Origin of the sequence: Thermodesulforhabdus norvegica (genome assembly GCF_900114975.1) — a bacterium.
GTDB classification, from domain to species: Bacteria; Desulfobacterota; Syntrophobacteria; order Syntrophobacterales; family Thermodesulforhabdaceae; genus Thermodesulforhabdus; species Thermodesulforhabdus norvegica.
Genome location: NZ_FOUU01000001.1, coordinates 622,103 through 639,774 on the forward strand (window position 1 = coordinate 622,103; position 17,672 = coordinate 639,774).

The window sequence follows — 17,672 nt, forward strand, 5'->3', positions numbered from 1 at the left end:
ACCACCTCAGTTTCCCTTATCTTCGAATATGAGCAAAGGCGGATCGTATATTTCCGGTGGCTCAAGCCCCAGAAGCTGGAAGCAGGTTGCGGCGATGTTGGTTAAAGACGGGGTTTTCACACGGGGGTTGAATTTAATTTTTTCTTTCCCTGCCGGGTCGTAGATTATGAAGGGCACGGGATTTAGAGTGTGAGCCGTTTTGGCCTTGGGTCTGCCCTGTTCATCTCTTACTATCTGTCCGGTCTTTTTGTCTCTTTCAAACATTTCTTCCAGGTTGCCGTGATCGGCCGTTACGATCAGAATTCCCCGGGTCTCCTCTATGGCCGGGATAATTCGCCCGAGACACAGGTCCACGGTTTCGCCCGCTATGACGGCCGCCTGTAGAATTCCCGTGTGTCCCACCATGTCCCCATTGGCGTAGTTTACACGAATGAGGTCGTAACTGCCGGATCTTATTCCTTCTAATAGCCTGTCCGTTACTTCTGCAGCTTTCATCCACGGGCGCTGCTCAAAGGGGACGATGTCCGAAGGGATTTCTGTGTAAGTTTCCAGCTTTTCGTCGAACTTGCCCGATCTGTTCCCGTTCCAGAAGTAGGTTACGTGGCCGAATTTCTGAGTTTCGGCAATGGCCATCTGCCTGATTCCCCGCCGGCACAATAACTCGCCCATGGTGTCGGATATATGCGGGGGTTCCACGAGGTAGGTTTTGGGAATATGAAGGTCTCCGTCGTATTCCATCATACCGGCGAAGGCAACTTTCGGCCGTGGGACCCGCTCGAAGGCCGTAAAATTTTCCTCTTCGAAGGCCCGGGAAATCTCTATCGCCCGATCTCCTCGAAAATTGAAAAAGATCACTCCGTCCCCGTCCCTTATCGGTCCCACGGGTTCACCCTTTTCGTCGGCAATCACAAAGGGGGGAATATCCTGGTCTATGACGCCCGGGATTTCCTTCCGATAGGTCTCTATGGCTTCCTGAGCAGAACGAAACCGTCGTCCCTCGCCCGCAACGTGGGTCTTCCAGCCCAGTTCCACCATTTTCCAGTTAGCTTCGTAACGGTCCATGGTTATGACCATGCGACCTCCGCCACTGGCAATGCGGCAGTCTGCTCCCGTTTCAGCCCTGATCTTTTTCAGAAATTCTTCAAAGGGAATGACGTAATCCAGAGCAGAGGTTTCCCCTACATCACGACCGTCGAGCAGGATGTGTATCCGGATTTTCCGTATCCCCTCTGTTTTTGCCGCGTATTCTATCATTTTTTTCAGATGGTCTATGTGACTGTGGACGTTGCCGTCCGAGAACAGCCCTATAAAGTGCAGAGCCCCGTTGTGTTCTTTACAGAAGTCAACAACGTAGCGCCAGCCTTTCCCCCTGAAAAGCCTGCCCGAATCGATTGCTTCATTAACCAGACGGGCTCCCTGAGCATAGACACGGCCGGCTCCTATGGCGTTGTGCCCGACTTCGGAATTTCCCATGTCTTTGTCGGAAGGCAGTCCCACGGCCGTGCCGTGCGCCTTGAGAAGAGTGCGAGGGCAGTTATTCCACAGCCAGTCGAAGTGAGGGGTGTATCCTAAACGAAAGGCGTTGCCTTCCACATCCTCACGGTATCCTATACCGTCCATGATCACTATCACCAGAGGACCTGGTCTTCTCTGTGGAAGTATTAAAAACTCTCGGGTTGCCATGCCTGCCCCCCTTTACCATCTGTATCGATTCGTTCTGGGACGCTCACCGAGTACAACCGTTACCCGCTCTCTGGATCCGTCCCATCTGACGATGTCCATTCTGACCCTATCTCCCGGGCGGTAACGCCGGATGATTCGTATAACGTCCTCTGCCTGAGCCGTCTCTTTTCCTTCCACCCTGATGATTATGTCGCCTCCGACGAGAAGCAGGTAATTGCCTACCTGAGCCTGCATATTTCCGCCTCTGAGTCCGGCTCTGTCCGCGGGGCTACCTGGAACAACCTCAACCACCATAACCCCGCGGCGAACGGGAAGGTGAAGGGCCTCGGCCACGTCGGGAAAGAGGGTAAGCAGCGTCGCCCCCAACCAGGGATGGGCATAATAGCCCCTTTCGATTATTTCTTCCACGACCCTTTTTACGGTATTTACGGGAATGGCGAAGCCTATGCCCACATTTGCCCCTGTGGGACTGAAGATGGCCGTATTTATGCCTATCATGCGTCCTGAAGAGTCTATTAGCGGCCCTCCCGAGTTGCCCGGGTTTATGGAGGCATCCGTCTGGATAACGTTCTCGACAAGAGCGCCTGTAGGCGATCTGAGGGATCTTCCGAGAGAGCTTATAACCCCGGTGGTCAAAGTCTGACCCAGCCCAAAAGGATTTCCTATGGCCAGGACTTTCTGGCCCACCTTCAGGTTATCCGAGTCACCCATGGGTATGACCACCAGCTCCGAAGGCGGCGCATTTATCTTGATTACGGCAACGTCCGTATCGGGGTCAGATCCTACGAGTCTGGCCGTGTATTTTTCTCCGTTAGCAAGGGTAACCTCGAGTTTACTGGCATCTTCTATTACGTGATGGTTGGTAACTATATAGCCTCTTTTGTCTATTACAACTCCGGAACCGACGCCTTTTTTGGGAATTATATTGAAAAAGAAATCCCTCTCCAGAATGGTGCTGGTTATGTTCACCACTCCGGGAGCCAGCCGTTCGTAAAGCTCCATGTTGTTTTCTTCATCTCTGGTATAGGCCCAGGCCTGAACGGTCAATGCGACAAAAAAACCGAAAATCCCGATAGTCGCCGTGACCTTAGGAAGTTTCATTTTTGTCGCCTCCAATTTGGTCTTCTTTCGTAACCGGATTATCTCCCATGATTACCGAAAGAGCCAGCCGACGTCTCTCATCGTGGGCAAGATATACCGTCCTCGTAGGAAAGGCAAACTCGATTCCTTCCTTCTCAAACTCTTCCAGTATCTTCATGCAGGTTTTCTGAAGCCACGCCTGATAGGCCCAGTAATCTGGCGGGTGATACCAGGCAATAACCATTATGTTCAGGCTCCAGTCGTTGAAGCCGTTGAAGAAAACCCTGGGCGGGAAATCGGGGTGCATTCCTTCGTGATCCCTTAGTATGTCCTCCAGAATTTCCACGGCCCGCCGTACCTTCTCGGGAGGTGTGTCGTAGGTAATGGTGATGTTGGTGAGCCACCTTATGTGCGGCCTTTTGCTTATGTTTTCTATCGATGAAGTCACAATTCTATCGTTCGGAACCGTCACGAGATGTCCCGTTAGGGTTCTGAGCCGTATGCTTCGGAAACCCACTTCTTCTACAACCCCGTCAAAGCCCTCTACGATAATCCTGTCACCGACCTGAAAAGGCTGATCCAGAAGTATGGTGAGGGTTCCGAAGAAATTCTCGACCGAACCTTTGGCGGCAAGGGCAAGGGCAAGTCCGCCTATTCCCAGTGAGGCTATGAGGGGGGCAAGATCGACGCCGGTCAGGGCCTGAAGAAGCATTATTGAGCCTATAATGATCATGAAGACTCGAAGTGCCCGCCCAACCAGAGGGGCAATCATCAGGTTTATGGAGTTACCGGTGCTCTTTGCCCAATTGTAAAGGCGCAGGTCGACGAATTTTATGAGGCGGTACAAAATCCATAAAACTGTTACCAGCCCTCCGATGTCTGCTATGCGGCTCGCCGTGAAATGCACAGGGTTTGACCCGTCAGGGCGCTGAAAGTGTGAAAACAAAGGAGAAATAGCCCCATATACTCCGTAAACCCATATAAACAGAGACAGAGGAGCCTGGACGGTCTGCAAAGCAAGGAAGTGCCACGATGTATCCCGTCCGGCATCACGGAGTCTTCTGATCCGCCGATTTATCAGGAATCGAATAAACCTCTCCAGGACGATAACAAGGAAAATCAGGAGAAAACACACCAGCAGCTTAAGCCAGGTTATTCCCAGAAAGAGAGTGGTGTTTACCCAGGGGCCCAAAAGCTTTGCCGCTTTCCTGCCGATCAGGTCTATTGTCTGACCCAGCTTCTTGCCTGCTACATCTATCTTCTGGGTTTCCACGGGGGTTACTTTTTCTTTAAGGGGTAGAAGCGGAATTGGCTGGGGTTGTTCTCCGTTCTGGCTTCTTTCTCCGGTAAGGGCTCCGGGAGAACCGACGGTAGAGTTTGCGCCAGAGGTTATTGCCAGTACCAGCAGAAATGTCAACATCACGAGTAAACACCGTAGCTTGCCGCGTCCAGAGGAGCTTCTCATTTTTTCCTCCTCGTCATTCACTTCGATAGTTTTCCGGGCTTCCCCGGCATAATATCAAAAATCGAAAGAGAGCGGCAAAATAACAGGGGGTCGGTATATATTGGAATAACCGGCTTATTCCTGAAAGTAATAGTGGACTCAGACAGGGAGATTTCGAGTTTTCTTACCGTTAACGGTATATCTCCCGGGGAAAAACCGGAATAACCGGAAGGCAAGCCGTCCCGCCCTTGTTATCCGCCCAGATAGGCTTGCTGGACTTCGGGATTTGCCAGCAGTTGCTCGGCCGTGTCGGCCAGGACTATGTTCCCCACTTCCATGACGTAGCCCCGGTGTGCCAGTTTAAGGGCCGCTCTGGCGTTCTGCTCGACCAGAAGTATTGTAACCCCCTGCTGGTTGATCTCCCGAAGGGTCTGAAAGATGCTTTTTACCAGAATTGGTGCCAGTCCGAGGCTGGGCTCATCCAGAAGCAGGATCTTAGGCCGGCTCATTAAAGCCCTTCCGATGGCGAGCATCTGCTGTTCTCCACCGCTTAATGTCCCGGCCAGTTGCTCCCGGCGCTCCGCAAGGATTGGAAAAAGCTCATAAACCCACTCTTCGGCCGCAGCCGTCCCGGCATCGTTGCGTCTCGTAAATGCTCCCAGCTTCAGGTTTTCTCTCACTGTAAGGGTGCCGAAGATCCTGCGGCCTTCGGGCACCTGAGCAATCCCCAGCTTGACTATTTCGTGAGCCGGGAGTTTGTGAAGAGGTGTTTTGTCAAGGTATATTCCACCATGAGATGGTTTAAGGATGCCGCTTATGGTCATCAGTGTGGTGCTCTTTCCGGCTCCGTTTGCACCGAGTATTGCAACGATTTCGCCTTCCCGTACTTCCAGGTTAATACCGTGAAGTACTTCAATGTTCCCGTATTTCACCTTGAGATCAACGACCTGGAGCAGCATCACCCATCCTCTTCGGTTCCCAGGTATGCTTCGATAACCTTTGGGTTCCTGCGTATTTCTTCCGGTGTCCCTTCAGCAATCTTCGACCCGTATTCGAGCACAACGATCCTTTCGCAGATTTTCATAACCACATTCATATCGTGCTCAATGAGCAAAACAGTTATTCCTCTGTCACGAATCTTTGCAATGAGCTCTATAAGGCCTTCCGTCTCTTTTTCGTTCATTCCCCCGGCAGGTTCGTCCAGGATGAGTAATCTGGGATGTGTTGCCAGAGCCCGGGCGATCTCAAGAAGCCGTTGGTTTCCGTAAGAAAGATTTCCCGCCAGAACATCGTGATAATCTGCAATTCCCACGAACTTTAAAAGCGAATAGGCTTCGTAAAGCTTTTCTTCTTCCTCCTTTTTTTGCCCGGGAAGTCTCAAAAGGGCGGCAATCACTCCGGATTTCATTCGACAATGAGCGCCGGCAAGAACGTTTTCCAGAGCGGTGAGCCTGGGAAAAAGGCGGATGGTCTGAAAGGTTCTGGCAATGCCGAGCTGGACGATCTGGTGAGGCTTTCTGCCTACGATGGACTCGTTGTCGAATATAATTTCCCCCTGATCGGGGGTATAGATTCCCGTAATCAGATTAAAAACCGTGGTTTTCCCCGCTCCGTTAGGCCCTATAAGCCCGATAATTTCGCCGGAATTTACATCAAAAGAGACGTTGTTAACCGCAACGAGACCTCCAAAGGACTTGGTTACACGCTGAATACTTAAAAGACTCATTCCGCAAGAAAACCTCCTGCACTTCCAGAGGGCAATCTATATACCCGTCGGCGTGCCGGTATCAATCCCTCCGGCCGGAATATCATCATAACGATCATTGCCGCTCCAAAAAAAAGCATCCTTGCATCGGCCAGCTCTCTGAATATTTCAGGAAGCCCCACAATCAGGAATGCTCCCAGGATGACTCCCTCGATGCTACCGGCTCCCCCGAGAATAACCAGTGTAAACATTATAACGGATTCCCAAAAACTGAAGGATTCCGGAGATATAAGTATCATCTTGCCGGCGTAGATATTCCCCACCATGCCGGCCCAGGCGGCTCCTATGACAAAACACAGGAGCTTGTAATGGGCCACGTTAACACCGCATCCTTCGGCTGCCACTTCATCCTCTCGCAGGTAGTTAAGCGCCCGGCCTACGCGGCTGTTCTCCAGACGACGGAAAAGTACGACCGTTATGAGCACGAAAACCCAGACGAGATAGAAAAACTGATAGGGTGTTTTTATGACGTATCCAAAGATCTGAGGGCGGGATATTCCGAAAATTCCGTTGGCTCCTCCGGTGATACCGAAAACATTGTTTATCAGGGCAATGCGAACGATTTCCCCCACGCCGATGGTCACTATGCACAGGTAGTCGCCTCTGAGGTGAATAATCGGCCTCGCTATGATCAAAGCAAAGATTCCCGCGGCAAGGCCGGAGACGGGAAGAATCCATAGTAGGGGAATGTGAAACTTGGTGTTCAGGATGGCGGCGGTGTAAGCACCGACTGCATAGAAAGCCGCATGTCCCAGATTGAAGAGCCCGGCGTGACCCACTATCAGGTTCAGGCTCAGGCCCAGCAGTGCGTAGATACCCACATTTACCAGAACATCAACCCAGTAGGGGTTTAGAAAAAGAGGTACGACAAAAAAAGTGACCAGAAAAACGGCGGTCAGCAGAGTTCTTTTGTCAGGCTTCATACCTTTTCAGCCACCCTCTCTCCCAGGAGTCCTGTGGGTCTAACAATTAGAATTACGATGAGTACCAGGAAGGCGATGGCATCTTTCCAGGCTATGGACAGGTATGCGGCACCCAGGGCTTCTATTACGCCCAGAATCAGCCCACCGAGCATTGCTCCAGGTATGTTGCCGATTCCTCCAAGTATGGCTGCAGTAAAGGCTTTCAACCCATAAATCCACCCCATGGTGAATTTTATCTGTCCGTACAAAAGTCCGACCATAACCCCTGCAAAACCGCCCAGCGCCGGTCCGATGATAAAAACCAGGGTTATTACGGCATTCACGTTTATTCCCATGAGCTGTGCCGCCTTCTGGTCGATAGCGGCAGCACGGATGGCGGTTCCGATGGTGGTTTTCTGGATGAAAAGATAAAGTGCAAGCATCATGATTACAGAGGCAGCCAGAACCAGGATCCTTATCAGCGGAATGTACAACCCGAAGATGTTCAGGGCAATTTTGGGAAGGAGATCCTGAGGGTAAACCTGAAAGCGGGCTCCGTAAATGAGCATAACGGCGTTTTGAAAGAATATGGATGCACCAAGAGCCGAGACGACGGCCGAAAGTCGAGGGGAATGTCTCAAAGGTCTGTAGGCTACGCGTTCCAGGATGACTCCCAGCACCGCAACAAGTCCCATAACCATAAGTGATAAAAGGAAAATACCGGCAACAGGCCCTATGTGATCGGCCAGGCCCAGGGATATGAGCAGTGTAAGGCCGAGATAGGCTCCTATGGTGAAAAGATCGCCGTGGGCGAAATTTATGAGCTTCAAAACGCCGTAAACCATCGTATAGCCAAGGGCAATTAGAGCATAGATTCCGCCCACACACAGACCGTTGATGAACTGTTGCAGGAACTCTTCCATGTGGAAACCTTCTGAATGCATTCGTAAACCCTGACGCCCCCAGGCGGCAGGCGTCAGGGCGGCTTATCGGCGTGTTACGGCATGAGGATGAATTCGCCTTTTTCGTTCACTTTGTAAACCCTGTAAACCTCGCCTACCCGATCACCTTTCTCATTGAAAGAGATCGTTCCCGTAAGACCCGGAAAGTCTTTAAGCTTGTTGTGCAGATAATCTGCCAGAACGTCGGGATCGGTGGATTTCGTTTCCTGAATGGCCTTAATGAGTACCCGGAAACCGTCTCCGGCCAGAACGGCATAAATCGAATTGGGTGGATTTCCGTACTTCTCGGAGAACTTGGCAAGGAAAGCCTTAGCTTCTTCACCGGGAAGGTCCTTTGGCAGAGGAGCACTCAGGAAGTAAAACCCCGCAGCAGCATCAGCCCCGGCTATCTTTACGAGGTCCGGATTGTTCGTGGCATCACCGCCGATAAAGGGCACCTCCCACTTCATTTCTTTCTTCTGCCGCAGAAGCAGGCCCGCCTCGGGATAATACCCTGTGAAAAATACCACATCGGGATTTGCCCCCTTCAGCTTGGTCAGAATGGCGGTGTAGTCCTGCTCGCCCGGAGTCAGGGCGTCGAAAAAGACTATTTCAATACCCTGTTCTTTTTCAAGAAGCCCCCTGGCTTCGTCGGCCAGACCTTTTGCGTAGGTGGTGTTGTCGTGAAGTATGGCTACCTTTTTAAACCCCATGTCTTTTATTGTTTTAACCGCAACCCTTGCCTGCTCATCATCCCTCGGGCAGGTCCTGAAGAAGTATTTTAATCCCTTTTCGGTCAATCTTATGGCCGTTGAACCGTTTGCGATCTGAATGACTTTGGCTTCGTTATAAATGTTCTGAGTTGCTTCCGTAACCGAAGAACCGTAAGTTCCGATAACCCCCACGATACCCTGAGTTACCAGCTTCTGCGCCGCAAGTGCCGCCGTTCGTGGATCTCCGCCATCGTCTTCAACGATCAATTCGACCTTCTGTCCGTTTACTCCCCCGGCCGCGTTAATCTCATCAACCATGATGTCCAGAACCTGCTTCATTTCCTGACCTTCACTGGCCCATGGTCCGGTCATGGGACCCATAAGACCTATCTTTAAGGCGTCGGCATAAACACGGGATGAAACGAAAAACAGGAACAGGCACACAAAAACACCCACTACTGTAATCAACCGCTTCATATTCCTACCTCCCTGCTGTTACCAATGGTTTACCGCCCCGAAACCACTCTCTGTACAGACTACATAACATCGTGTAATCTAAAAAGGGTTTCGATTTTCTTAAACAGCATTTGATCCCGTTTGTCAAACGGAGACATGAAGGGAAAAGAATTTGTTTTGATGATCGGCCTGCCTCGTTCCGGGAAGTCAACCTACGTTGACCGTTTCCTGTCGGAATATCAACTGGTTTGCCCTGACGACATTCGCAAGGGCCTTGGGGTAAAACACGACAGGCGTCTGGAGCCCTTCGTTTGGGCGGTTGTGGAGGCTCAATTGAGAGCCCTTATGGAAAGGGGACGTCCTGTGGTTCTGGATGCAACGAACACTGTGAATCAGGCGAGAAGTAAGTGGATTGGACTGGCAAAGGATTACGGATATGAGGTTCGGCTGGTCTGGATCGATACTCCTCTTTCTGTATGCCTTGATCGAGCAAAACAGGACGGTTTCCCCGAATCGGTTCTTTTAAGGATGTATCATCAATTAAAAAAAGAACCTCCTGACGAATCCTGCTCTCTTTACAAACTTGAACGCATACCTTACGAATCCGGAACTCCCGATGACGGGTCGGGAGAAAGTAGAGGCGATTGTGCACAACTGGATTGAAATAGATCTTTCGGCCCTTCGTCATAATTTTGCGGAGATTAAAAGACGTGCCGGGGCAGGTGTTGAGATCATACCCGTCGTGAAGAACAATGCCTACGGTCACGGAGCACCTATCATCGCCGGTGAGCTTGTGCGGCTGGGAGTTCGCACGCTTGCGGTAAGTAAAATGGATGAAGCATTGACCCTCAGACGGGGCGGAATTAACCTACCTCTTCTTGTCCTTTCAGGCCTGGAAGGAAACGAATACGGGGATGCCCTGGAGCATAACTTTATGCCGGTAGTATTCAGCCCGGATCAGATTGAAGTGTGCAACATGGTTGGTCGGGATCGGGACCGTCGGTTCCCGGTTCACGTCAAATTCGATACCGGAATGGGGCGCCTCGGATTTATGATTTCTGAAATCGATAAAATAATAGAGGTCCTCAGGAAATCACCTTATGTGCAGGTTGACGGCGTAATGACTCACTTTGCCGATGCCGACAACAGGTCTTCCACCCACATTCTGGAACAGTTAACCTGTTTTGAGCGGATAATAAAGATCTTAAAAAGCGAAGGGATTTTTCCGGGAAGGATTCATGCCTCCAATAGTGCCGCCTTTTTTCTTTTCCCTCAATCCCATTTCAACGCCGTTCGCCCGGGCCTTGCCCTTTACGGTCCCGCTCACTTTGCTCCCGATCTCAAACCCGTTATGAGCTTTAAAAGCCGAATCCTGCAGGTGAAGGACATACCGGCGGGTCATTCCGTTGGTTACGGCCGTACTTTTATTGCTCCAAGAGCGATGAGAATAGCCGTCGTGTCCGCAGGTTACGGGGACGGGTATTTTCGATGTCTGTCCAATAAGGCGGAGGTCATCATTCGGGGGGTTAGATGTCCCATAGTGGGCAGGGTCTCGATGAATCTTCTAACCGTGGATGTTTCTCATGTTCCTGATGTCGTGCCCGACGACGAGGTCGTGCTGTTGGGATCCCAGGGACATGAATGCATTGGGGCAGATGAGCTGGCAGAGAAAGCGGGTACGATAAGCTATGAAATCTATTGCCGACTTGGAGCAAATCCTTTAAAGCGCATTGTGAAATTTACAGGTGAGGAGGAGTAAGGTGCTGGTTAGAGACCGTTTGCGGGAGCTTCTAATTCTGGCCGTAAGGGAACTGAGCAGTGATTTGGGTGATTTTGAACCGGAAATCGAAATTCCCTCATCCAGAGAGCACGGTCACTATGCAACCAATGCGGCAATGATGCTTGCCAGGACGCTAAAACAAAAACCCAGAGACATTGCTTCTCGCCTTGTATCGTGCATAGAGAAGCGAAATCCTGATTTTATCGAAAAGATTGAAGTGGCGGGTCCGGGATTCGTGAATTTTTTTATTTACCCTGATGCCTTCACGGCGATGCTCCCTTACATTGTGGCCTCCGACAGAGATTATGGAAAATCGAATTTGGGCAACGGAAGGTACGTTCAGGTGGAGTTCGTCAGCGCCAATCCCACAGGCCCTTTGCATATAGGTCATGGAAGAGGCGCTGCAACAGGTGACAGTATAGCAAGAATACTTGAAGCCTGTGGCTATCGTGTTCAAAGAGAGTACTATATCAACGACACGGGCAAGCAGATGGAAATCCTGGGGCGAAGCCTCTATCTTAGGTATCTCGAAGCTCTGGGAAAAGAAATCGAATTCCCCGAAGATCACTACAAAGGGCAGTACATGAAGGATCTTGCGGCGGAATTGCTGGGTCACAAGGGTGACACACTTCTGGGGTTACCGGAAAGTGAGGCCGTAAGTTTTTGTGCACAGTATGCCGGAAATAGAATCCTTGAGGGAATTAAAAAAGACCTGGAAGACTTTCGCGTAACCTTTGATGAGTGGTTCAGCGAAAAAGGTCTCCACGAAGGCGGTAAGGTGGAGCAAACTATAGAGTTTTTGCGAGGGCGAGGGCATATCTACGAAAAAGATGGAGCCCTCTGGTTCAGAAGCACGGCCTTTGGTGATGAAAAGGATCGCGTAGTTGTGAGAAGTAACGGTGCGACCACATATTTTGCTGCCGACATAGCTTATCACTGGAACAAATTCATGCGGGGTTTCGACACCGTAATTGACATCTGGGGAGCAGACCATCACGGTTACGTGGCTCGTATGAAGGCGGCAGTAGAGGCTCTGGGTTATGATTCCGAGCAACTCAGGATCGTGCTCGTACAGCTCGTAAATCTGCTCAGGGGAGGCCAGCCTGTGGCAATGTCAACCCGTGCCGGCGAATTCGTAACGCTCAGAGAGGTCATGGATGAAGTGGGGGTTGACGCCGCCCGATACATATTCCTTACGAGGCGTTCGGACAGCCATCTCGATTTCGACCTTGAAGTGGCAAAGCAACAGAGCAACGAAAACCCCGTTTATTACGTCCAGTATGCCCACGCAAGGCTGTGTAGCCTCTTTGAAGTCGCCCGTGAACGGGGATTTTCTGCGGAGAACGACAAGGTGCCCAATCTGAGTTTGTTGAGGGAGCAACAGGAACTCGATTTAATAAGGCTTCTCGGCGAGTATCCTCATGTCGTTGCATCCAGCGCCATATTCCTCGAACCCCATCGGATTCCCTATTATCTTCACGAGTTGGTTTCTGAATTTCACTCCTATTACAATCACCATCGAATACTGGGAGATGATACAGAGCTTGCCCTTGCTCGCCTTTATCTTGCCAGGGCTTTGCGGGTGGTGATCCGTAATGCTCTGGAGTTAATAGGAGTGTCGGCGCCGGAGAGAATGTGAGATTCTGTGCAGGGGCCTAATAGAGAAAAATTTCAAAAAAAAGCAATGCGACTTGAACTTTCAATGGGGAGGTTCGTTTTTCTTTGCCTTATCCTTTTTGCCTCGTACTTGTGGACCTTTGAACTGGGAGTGACTGTAGGTCGAAGCGTTATTGTGAGGAACGAAGAATCTTTTATGAAGAAGGCTGCGCTCTTTCTCGGTTATCGACCTCCCCCGGTTGAACAGGTGTGGAGAGCCGATGCATCCCGCACCTGGATCTCTCCTGAAGAGATGGAACAAGAGCTGGGCTATTATGATGCCTTGATTGCGAAGGCGCCGGAAAAAACCGGGGTTGAAACCTCCGCCGCCCCTGCGGAAGCGGAAGTTGAGGAGGAAAGTTCGGAGTCTATTCCCGAAACATCGCAATCTGAAGAAAAGGTTTATACCGTCCTTGCTGCATCATTTCAAAACCCGGAAAATGCCCAAAAGCTTATGATGCTTTTAAAATCGAAAGGCTACCCCGTAACGGTTGAGCGGATTTCGGTTCGTGACTCGGTCTGGCATAGGGTGGTGGTCGGTACCTTTAAAAACAGGGAAGACGCTTTGAAATTTCTGAGTATGTTCAATTCAAAGGAAGGATTGCAGGGGATAGTAATCCAGAAATAGACAGGAGTCCTGGATGGAAAAAAACCGTGAAGACAGGTTTAAAACCTACGGGCGCAGACCCGATCCGCTTCTGGAAGATTTCTTTGATCCGGAAATACCTCTTCCCGACATTTGCTGGGAAACGGTGCCGCATTCCGTTAATCCCTATCTGGTATGGGAGGCTTACGATGAAAATGTGCACGGGTGGGTTTTCCTCTGGTATCCCACCAGAGACCGCATAACGGGCAGATCCTATGGTGAGTTCGAACGGGCCCAGTATTTTCACAACGATCTGGTGCGGATTCTGAAAGAGATGCACAGATGGCCACTCTGGGGAACCAGAAAGCATCGAAAACACACATTGGCCTTTGCACTTCTCCAGCTTTATGCAGAGGTTTCGGATCTCTGGTGGTGTGCTGTGTAATTTTTATCTCTTCTCCATTAATTCCAGAATTCTCTTCCTGCCCTCGTAAAATTCCATTGCCATCTGATCCACTACGGCATCGACCTCACGGCGATAGAATTCTTCGGCCTTATCCGCCGGAACCCCCAGTTGCCTCTGTAGGGCTCTTACTTCGCCAAGGCGTTTTGCTCCGAGGACGGCCAGCTTTTCTTTACAGAATTCACAAAAAGCAGCCGAGTAGAGATAGACCATAGACCTCTTTGTACTTTCCACATCTTCGGTGCTTAATAAAAATGCGATGTGCTCGTAAAGGAGTTCAATCCAGAAGTCTCTATCTATTCCGAGAAATGTGACCGGGTCTTCATCTCTTGCTTCGAACTGCGAAAGAATTTTGTAAGATTTTTCCACCCTGTGAAAGGATTCAGGAAGAAGAACTTTGGATATTTCTTTCCGGAATTCGGGGTATCGCTCAACGAGAACGGTTCTCTTGACATCCACATCAAAAACGTCCGTATATCCCGGATCAATGAAAGGAATGCCCGTTTTTCGGGAATCCCACACTATGGGTCTTCGGAGCGGCTCGTTACCCGATAAAACGCGCTTCACCTGGCCGCGCTCCTTCTCGTACGTAATTATTTGCTTCAAAGCGGCACCGATAACCTCGCCGGGCATTACCGCAAGCTTTGATTCGTCCGTCACGTCATGGAGTTTTGCTCCGAGATAAACTTCATAAATCTGTGTATCGGGGTCTGCGATGTTATCAAAGGTCGTTGCTATGTCGGTTCCGTAACGCCTCCTGTGGTCGTCCCATTCGGCAAGGCATTCTCTTCTTACGGCTCCCTGAGAAAGCACTATGTCTCCTGAAATGCCGCCTGGCACATATACGCCCATAATCGTCGTGAGGGGTCCCACTACAAATCTGGTCAGGGAGGCATCGACAAAATGCCGGGCATAGCGGGCGGTTATGAAAAAACTCTTTTCGGGGAAGTTAATTGCGTGTTCCTGCTCTACTTCTCTGAAAACTCTGAACCATGGATCGAAATCGTTCTTCAGATCTCCGTCGAGGAGTATTAACACCTTAACCGATGGAGTTCTGGACACCTCTTCGTATAACAACTTCAGGGCACTTCCCTTACCGGGCGTGTGATTTCCGGCGTAACCATCGTAGGGAACGGCAACCAGCAGCAGGTTTTTCCGTTGCGAATCCGTCAAATTTACCAGGGCATCACGGGCTCCAGCTATTGCCGCCTTCAATGTGGAATCATCTTTTGAGTCTTCAGTCCAGGTGCCGTCAGACACACAGATGGCGACATTTTCCTGAGGGAACTGCTTTGTTACCGCCCGGATATCTCTTTTTATCTCGTCTCCTATGTTGTTTTCGTTTCTGAAGGTCGGATGCCCGATAACCCTGGTAACACCGTTCGCCGAAAAAAGCGCGGCCAGTTCTCCTGCTCCGGGAGCCTCGCAGGAAACGAAAATCCTGTCGGAAATTTGCATAAGGGCCATAACGGAAAACCTCCACCCCTCTGCCCGATTGCATACACAGCAGTTATCCTGCTATGATAGCCTGTGATCATATGATGTAATACGCAACATGCAGGGACTTAAAGTGAAAAATGCCCCTCTTTTGGAAAAAGATCAATCCCGAATTGCCAGGATGTTCAACCGCATTGCTCCCTGTTACGATTTTTTAAACCACTTCCTTTCGGCAGGTTTTGATCGGTGGTGGCGCCTTAAGGCAACGGAAGCCCTTTCAATGTGCCTCGAAAAAGCAGGGAAAAGCAGGGCCACCGTTCTGGATGTTGCAACGGGAACGGGCGACCTGGCTTTTGCCTTTTTACGCCGGTTTTCCGGTGGGTCTGTTATCGGGGTTGATATAGCCGATGAGATGCTTTTGAGGTCTCTCAGGAAGGCCCGAAGTAACAGGAGAGGTCACAAATACAGTTGTGTGCGAGGGGACGCCCTGGCACTTCCCTTCAGGTCGGTCTCATTCGATGCTCTCATGATAGCCTACGGCATTCGAAATGTTCCGGATGTAAACCGTGCCCTCGAAGAGTTCTACCGGGTTATCAAACCCGGAGGATACATGATGATTCTGGAATTCGGGCTCCCTGAGAAAACTCTGATCCGCGAAGTTTATCTCTTCTATTTCAACCGTATTCTTCCCTTCATGGGAGGGCTTATTTCGGGCGATCGAGAAGCCTACACATACCTTCCCGTCTCGGTTCACCATTTTTTGCCGCCCTGCGCCATGGAAGATGTCGTGCAAGATCACGGGTTTGAAGTGGTTCACAGGCATATATTCTTGGCAGGGATTTCGTACTTTATCATCGGGAGAAAGGTTGAATGATGAAAAAGAGGAAATATAGAGACCTGCAGGACTTCGTTGCAGAGCTGGAAAGAGAAGGAGAGCTTCTTCGTGTAAGGGCTCCGGTTTCGCCCTATCTTGAAATAACGGAAATCACGGACATTATGTGTAAGTACCCCGGAGGCGGCAAGGCCCTTCTGTTTGAGAATGTAAAAGGGCATTCAATCCCGGTGGTTACCAATATTTTCGGAAGTGAGAAAAGAATATGCATGGCTCTGGGAGTGTCAGATCTTGAGGAGTTGGCCGATCGTCTCGCAAGGTTTGCTTCCCCTCCGGCTCCGACTTCTTTGCGAGACCTTCTGGGTTTGGCTTTGATGGGGCATAAGCTCAGCAGGTTTATCCCGAGGAAATTTCGGGGTAGCCCTGCACCCTGTCAGGAAGTTTGTCACATTGGTTCTCAGGCCGACCTGGGGAAGCTTCCCGTTTTGACCTGCTGGCCGAAAGACGGAGGGCCCTTCATAACATTGCCCATCGTGATTACTAAGAGCCTTGAGACGGGCAGACGGAATGCCGGCATGTATCGCCTCCAGATTTACGACGCAAGAACCACCGGAATGCACTGGCACATCCACAAAGACGGATCACATTACTTTCAGGAATACAGAAAAAGAGGCATAAAAATGCCCGTTGCCGTTGCAATAGGGGCCGATCCGGCAACGATTTATGCTGCTACGGCACCTCTACCGCGGGGTGTGGATGAGATCTTTTTTTCCGGTTTTATTCGAGAAGAGCCGGTTCCAATGGTTAAGTGCAAAACAATTGATCTGGAGGTTCCGGCCACGGCAGAAATCGTTATTGAAGGGTATGTGGATCCTTGCGAGACCCGAATTGAAGGCCCCTTTGGGGATCATACGGGATATTACAGCCTTGAAGACGAATACCCCGTGTTCCATGTGACGGCCATAACCCACAGGAAGAAACCTCTTTACGCCGCCACCGTTGTAGGGCGACCTCCTATGGAGGATTGCTATCTTGCAAAGGCGACGGAAAGGATTTTTCTACCGCTTCTGAAAATGGTCTTCCCCGAAATAGTCGATTACTGGATGCCCTGGGAGGGCGTCTTCCACAATATAACCGTGGTCTCCATCAATAAAGCCTATCCGGGTCATGCTCACAGAATTATGCAGGCTCTTTGGAGCCAGGGGCAAATGTCCTTTTGCAAGTGCATTGTCGTGGTTGACGGGGACTTGAGGGTAAACGACCCTAAAAGCATCGTCACTCACCTGCTTAACAGCGTAGATTTTGAAAAGGATCTGGTGATTACCGAGGGTATCCTGGATGTTCTGGATCACAGTGCGCCTCAACCGCTCTTCGGCTCAAAGCTTGGCATAGACGCGACGAAGAAGATGACCTACGAACCGGAACGAAAATTGCCCGAAATTAAGAGCAGATTTCCGGGAGAAAGTGTGATTCATAGCGCCCTTATCAGAATTAACGAAGGCATAAAAGATTTTTACTTTCCCCGGATGAATACCCTCCATAACCCCCTTCTGTTGACCGTCCGCAAAGATTCCGGGTTGACCTGCAAAAGGTTCATTCCTGCTCTTTTGGAACACCCAGATCTTGAATATTTCTCCGTTTTCGTGCTCTTTGACGATCACATCGACCTTCAGGATTCGTCACTTATTTTCTGGAAAATATTCAACAACGTTGACCCCCGAAGGGATATAACGGTCCAGCACGGTCGTATTGTAATAGATGCTACAAAGAAAGGGCCTCAGGACGGGCACAGTCGACCTTGGCCGGATGAAATCGTAATGAGTGAAGAGATCAAAGAAAGAGTTCGAAGAAGGGCGTCGGAACTGGGAATTGAAGAACTTCTCTCACCGAGAGGCTGAACATCCGACTGAAATAGGATTATTTTGTAAGCTCAC

Annotated in this window: 16 protein-coding genes; 7 read left to right on the plus strand and 9 right to left on the minus strand. The window is 50.3% G+C overall.

What is annotated here, in order from left to right; all coding sequences use genetic code 11:
• Positions 1-6: 6 nt before the first annotated feature.
• The 8 genes from gpmI to BM091_RS03055 all read right to left on the minus strand — a co-directional run bounded on the left by gpmI (position 7) and on the right by BM091_RS03055 (position 9,005).
• Positions 7-1,683: a 2,3-bisphosphoglycerate-independent phosphoglycerate mutase gene (gene gpmI, locus BM091_RS03020; RefSeq protein ID WP_093393364.1), complete on the minus strand. Its 1,677-nt coding sequence runs from the start codon at positions 1,681-1,683 to the stop codon at positions 7-9.
• Between the two features lie 12 nt (positions 1,684-1,695).
• A complete protein-coding gene (locus BM091_RS03025) occupies positions 1,696-2,784 on the minus strand; it encodes a S1C family serine protease (RefSeq protein WP_093393366.1) in 1,089 nt (362 codons plus the stop codon).
• The gene (locus BM091_RS03030; RefSeq protein ID WP_093393367.1) at positions 2,771-4,228 is read right to left on the minus strand and encodes a mechanosensitive ion channel family protein; all 1,458 of its coding nucleotides are present in this window, start codon (positions 4,226-4,228) and stop codon (positions 2,771-2,773) included. Before BM091_RS03030 ends, BM091_RS03025 begins: the two co-directional genes overlap by 14 nt.
• A 230-nt stretch (positions 4,229-4,458) precedes the next feature.
• Positions 4,459-5,166 (minus strand): ABC transporter ATP-binding protein, encoded by a 708-nt coding sequence (locus BM091_RS03035; protein ID WP_093393369.1) that lies wholly within the window; start codon positions 5,164-5,166, stop codon positions 4,459-4,461.
• On the minus strand, positions 5,166-5,933 hold the full coding sequence (locus BM091_RS03040) for an ABC transporter ATP-binding protein (protein ID WP_093393370.1): 768 nt from the start codon (positions 5,931-5,933) through the stop codon (positions 5,166-5,168). The genes BM091_RS03035 and BM091_RS03040 overlap by 1 nt, the downstream gene beginning before the upstream one ends.
• On the minus strand, positions 5,930-6,895 hold the full coding sequence (locus tag BM091_RS03045) for a branched-chain amino acid ABC transporter permease (protein ID WP_093393372.1): 966 nt from the start codon (positions 6,893-6,895) through the stop codon (positions 5,930-5,932). The genes BM091_RS03040 and BM091_RS03045 overlap by 4 nt, the downstream gene beginning before the upstream one ends.
• Positions 6,892-7,797, minus strand: coding sequence for a branched-chain amino acid ABC transporter permease (locus BM091_RS03050; RefSeq protein WP_093393374.1), 906 nt, complete (start codon positions 7,795-7,797; stop codon positions 6,892-6,894). Before BM091_RS03050 ends, BM091_RS03045 begins: the two co-directional genes overlap by 4 nt.
• A 74-nt stretch (positions 7,798-7,871) precedes the next feature.
• Entirely contained in the window at positions 7,872-9,005 is a 1,134-nt protein-coding gene (locus BM091_RS03055) for a branched-chain amino acid ABC transporter substrate-binding protein (protein ID WP_093393375.1), read from the minus strand.
• 135 nt (positions 9,006-9,140) lie between these two features.
• Here BM091_RS03055 and BM091_RS03060 point away from each other — a divergent pair, with 135 nt between their 5' ends.
• From BM091_RS03060 to BM091_RS03080, 5 genes are read left to right on the plus strand one after another with little or no spacing between them, the layout of a single operon-like run.
• The gene (locus BM091_RS03060) at positions 9,141-9,647 is read left to right on the plus strand and encodes an ATP-binding protein (protein WP_093393377.1); all 507 of its coding nucleotides are present in this window, start codon (positions 9,141-9,143) and stop codon (positions 9,645-9,647) included.
• Positions 9,601-10,743: an alanine racemase gene (gene alr / locus BM091_RS03065; RefSeq protein WP_093393378.1), complete on the plus strand. Its 1,143-nt coding sequence runs from the start codon at positions 9,601-9,603 to the stop codon at positions 10,741-10,743. The genes BM091_RS03060 and alr overlap by 47 nt, the downstream gene beginning before the upstream one ends.
• A gap of 1 nt (position 10,744) precedes the next feature.
• The gene (gene argS / locus BM091_RS03070; RefSeq protein WP_245735232.1) at positions 10,745-12,403 is read left to right on the plus strand and encodes an arginine--tRNA ligase; all 1,659 of its coding nucleotides are present in this window, start codon (positions 10,745-10,747) and stop codon (positions 12,401-12,403) included.
• A gap of 6 nt (positions 12,404-12,409) precedes the next feature.
• Positions 12,410-13,048, plus strand: coding sequence for an SPOR domain-containing protein (locus BM091_RS03075; protein ID WP_093393380.1), 639 nt, complete (start codon positions 12,410-12,412; stop codon positions 13,046-13,048).
• A 13-nt stretch (positions 13,049-13,061) separates the two neighbouring features.
• Positions 13,062-13,451, plus strand: a complete 390-nt coding sequence (locus BM091_RS03080; RefSeq protein ID WP_093393381.1) for a hypothetical protein — start codon at positions 13,062-13,064, stop codon at positions 13,449-13,451.
• A 3-nt stretch (positions 13,452-13,454) separates the two neighbouring features.
• Here the strand turns inward: BM091_RS03080 and BM091_RS03085 are convergent, their stop codons facing one another.
• Positions 13,455-14,936: a hypothetical protein gene (locus BM091_RS03085; RefSeq protein ID WP_093393383.1), complete on the minus strand. Its 1,482-nt coding sequence runs from the start codon at positions 14,934-14,936 to the stop codon at positions 13,455-13,457.
• Between the two features lie 103 nt (positions 14,937-15,039).
• Here BM091_RS03085 and ubiE point away from each other — a divergent pair, with 103 nt between their 5' ends.
• Together ubiE and BM091_RS03095 are read left to right on the plus strand one after the other, a co-directional pair.
• On the plus strand, positions 15,040-15,780 hold the full coding sequence (gene ubiE / locus BM091_RS03090; RefSeq protein WP_177193501.1) for a bifunctional demethylmenaquinone methyltransferase/2-methoxy-6-polyprenyl-1,4-benzoquinol methylase UbiE: 741 nt from the start codon (positions 15,040-15,042) through the stop codon (positions 15,778-15,780).
• Positions 15,777-17,636, plus strand: coding sequence for a menaquinone biosynthesis decarboxylase (locus tag BM091_RS03095; protein ID WP_218148780.1), 1,860 nt, complete (start codon positions 15,777-15,779; stop codon positions 17,634-17,636). The genes ubiE and BM091_RS03095 overlap by 4 nt, the downstream gene beginning before the upstream one ends.
• Positions 17,637-17,672: the final 36 nt, after the last annotated feature.

What these genes read in the sequence shown, in the direction of transcription:
- BM091_RS03035 (WP_093393369.1), bottom strand. Translation starts at nt 5,166, where the DNA reads ATGCTGCTCCAGGTCGTTGATCTCAAGGTGAAATACGGGAACATTGAA.
- BM091_RS03045 (WP_093393372.1), bottom strand. Translation starts at nt 6,895, where the DNA reads ATGAAGCCTGACAAAAGAACTCTGCTGACCGCCGTTTTTCTGGTCACT.
- BM091_RS03025 (WP_093393366.1), bottom strand. Translation starts at nt 2,784, where the DNA reads ATGAAACTTCCTAAGGTCACGGCGACTATCGGGATTTTCGGTTTTTTT.
- BM091_RS03080 (WP_093393381.1), top strand. Translation starts at nt 13,062, where the DNA reads ATGGAAAAAAACCGTGAAGACAGGTTTAAAACCTACGGGCGCAGACCC.
- BM091_RS03050 (WP_093393374.1), bottom strand. Translation starts at nt 7,797, where the DNA reads ATGGAAGAGTTCCTGCAACAGTTCATCAACGGTCTGTGTGTGGGCGGA.
- BM091_RS03095 (WP_218148780.1), top strand. Translation starts at nt 15,777, where the DNA reads ATGATGAAAAAGAGGAAATATAGAGACCTGCAGGACTTCGTTGCAGAG.
- BM091_RS03055 (WP_093393375.1), bottom strand. Translation starts at nt 9,005, where the DNA reads ATGAAGCGGTTGATTACAGTAGTGGGTGTTTTTGTGTGCCTGTTCCTG.
- BM091_RS03030 (WP_093393367.1), bottom strand. Translation starts at nt 4,228, where the DNA reads ATGAGAAGCTCCTCTGGACGCGGCAAGCTACGGTGTTTACTCGTGATG.
- BM091_RS03085 (WP_093393383.1), bottom strand. Translation starts at nt 14,936, where the DNA reads ATGGCCCTTATGCAAATTTCCGACAGGATTTTCGTTTCCTGCGAGGCT.
- gpmI (WP_093393364.1), bottom strand. Translation starts at nt 1,683, where the DNA reads ATGGCAACCCGAGAGTTTTTAATACTTCCACAGAGAAGACCAGGTCCT.
- BM091_RS03040 (WP_093393370.1), bottom strand. Translation starts at nt 5,933, where the DNA reads ATGAGTCTTTTAAGTATTCAGCGTGTAACCAAGTCCTTTGGAGGTCTC.
- alr (WP_093393378.1), top strand. Translation starts at nt 9,601, where the DNA reads ATGACGGGTCGGGAGAAAGTAGAGGCGATTGTGCACAACTGGATTGAA.
- BM091_RS03060 (WP_093393377.1), top strand. Translation starts at nt 9,141, where the DNA reads ATGAAGGGAAAAGAATTTGTTTTGATGATCGGCCTGCCTCGTTCCGGG.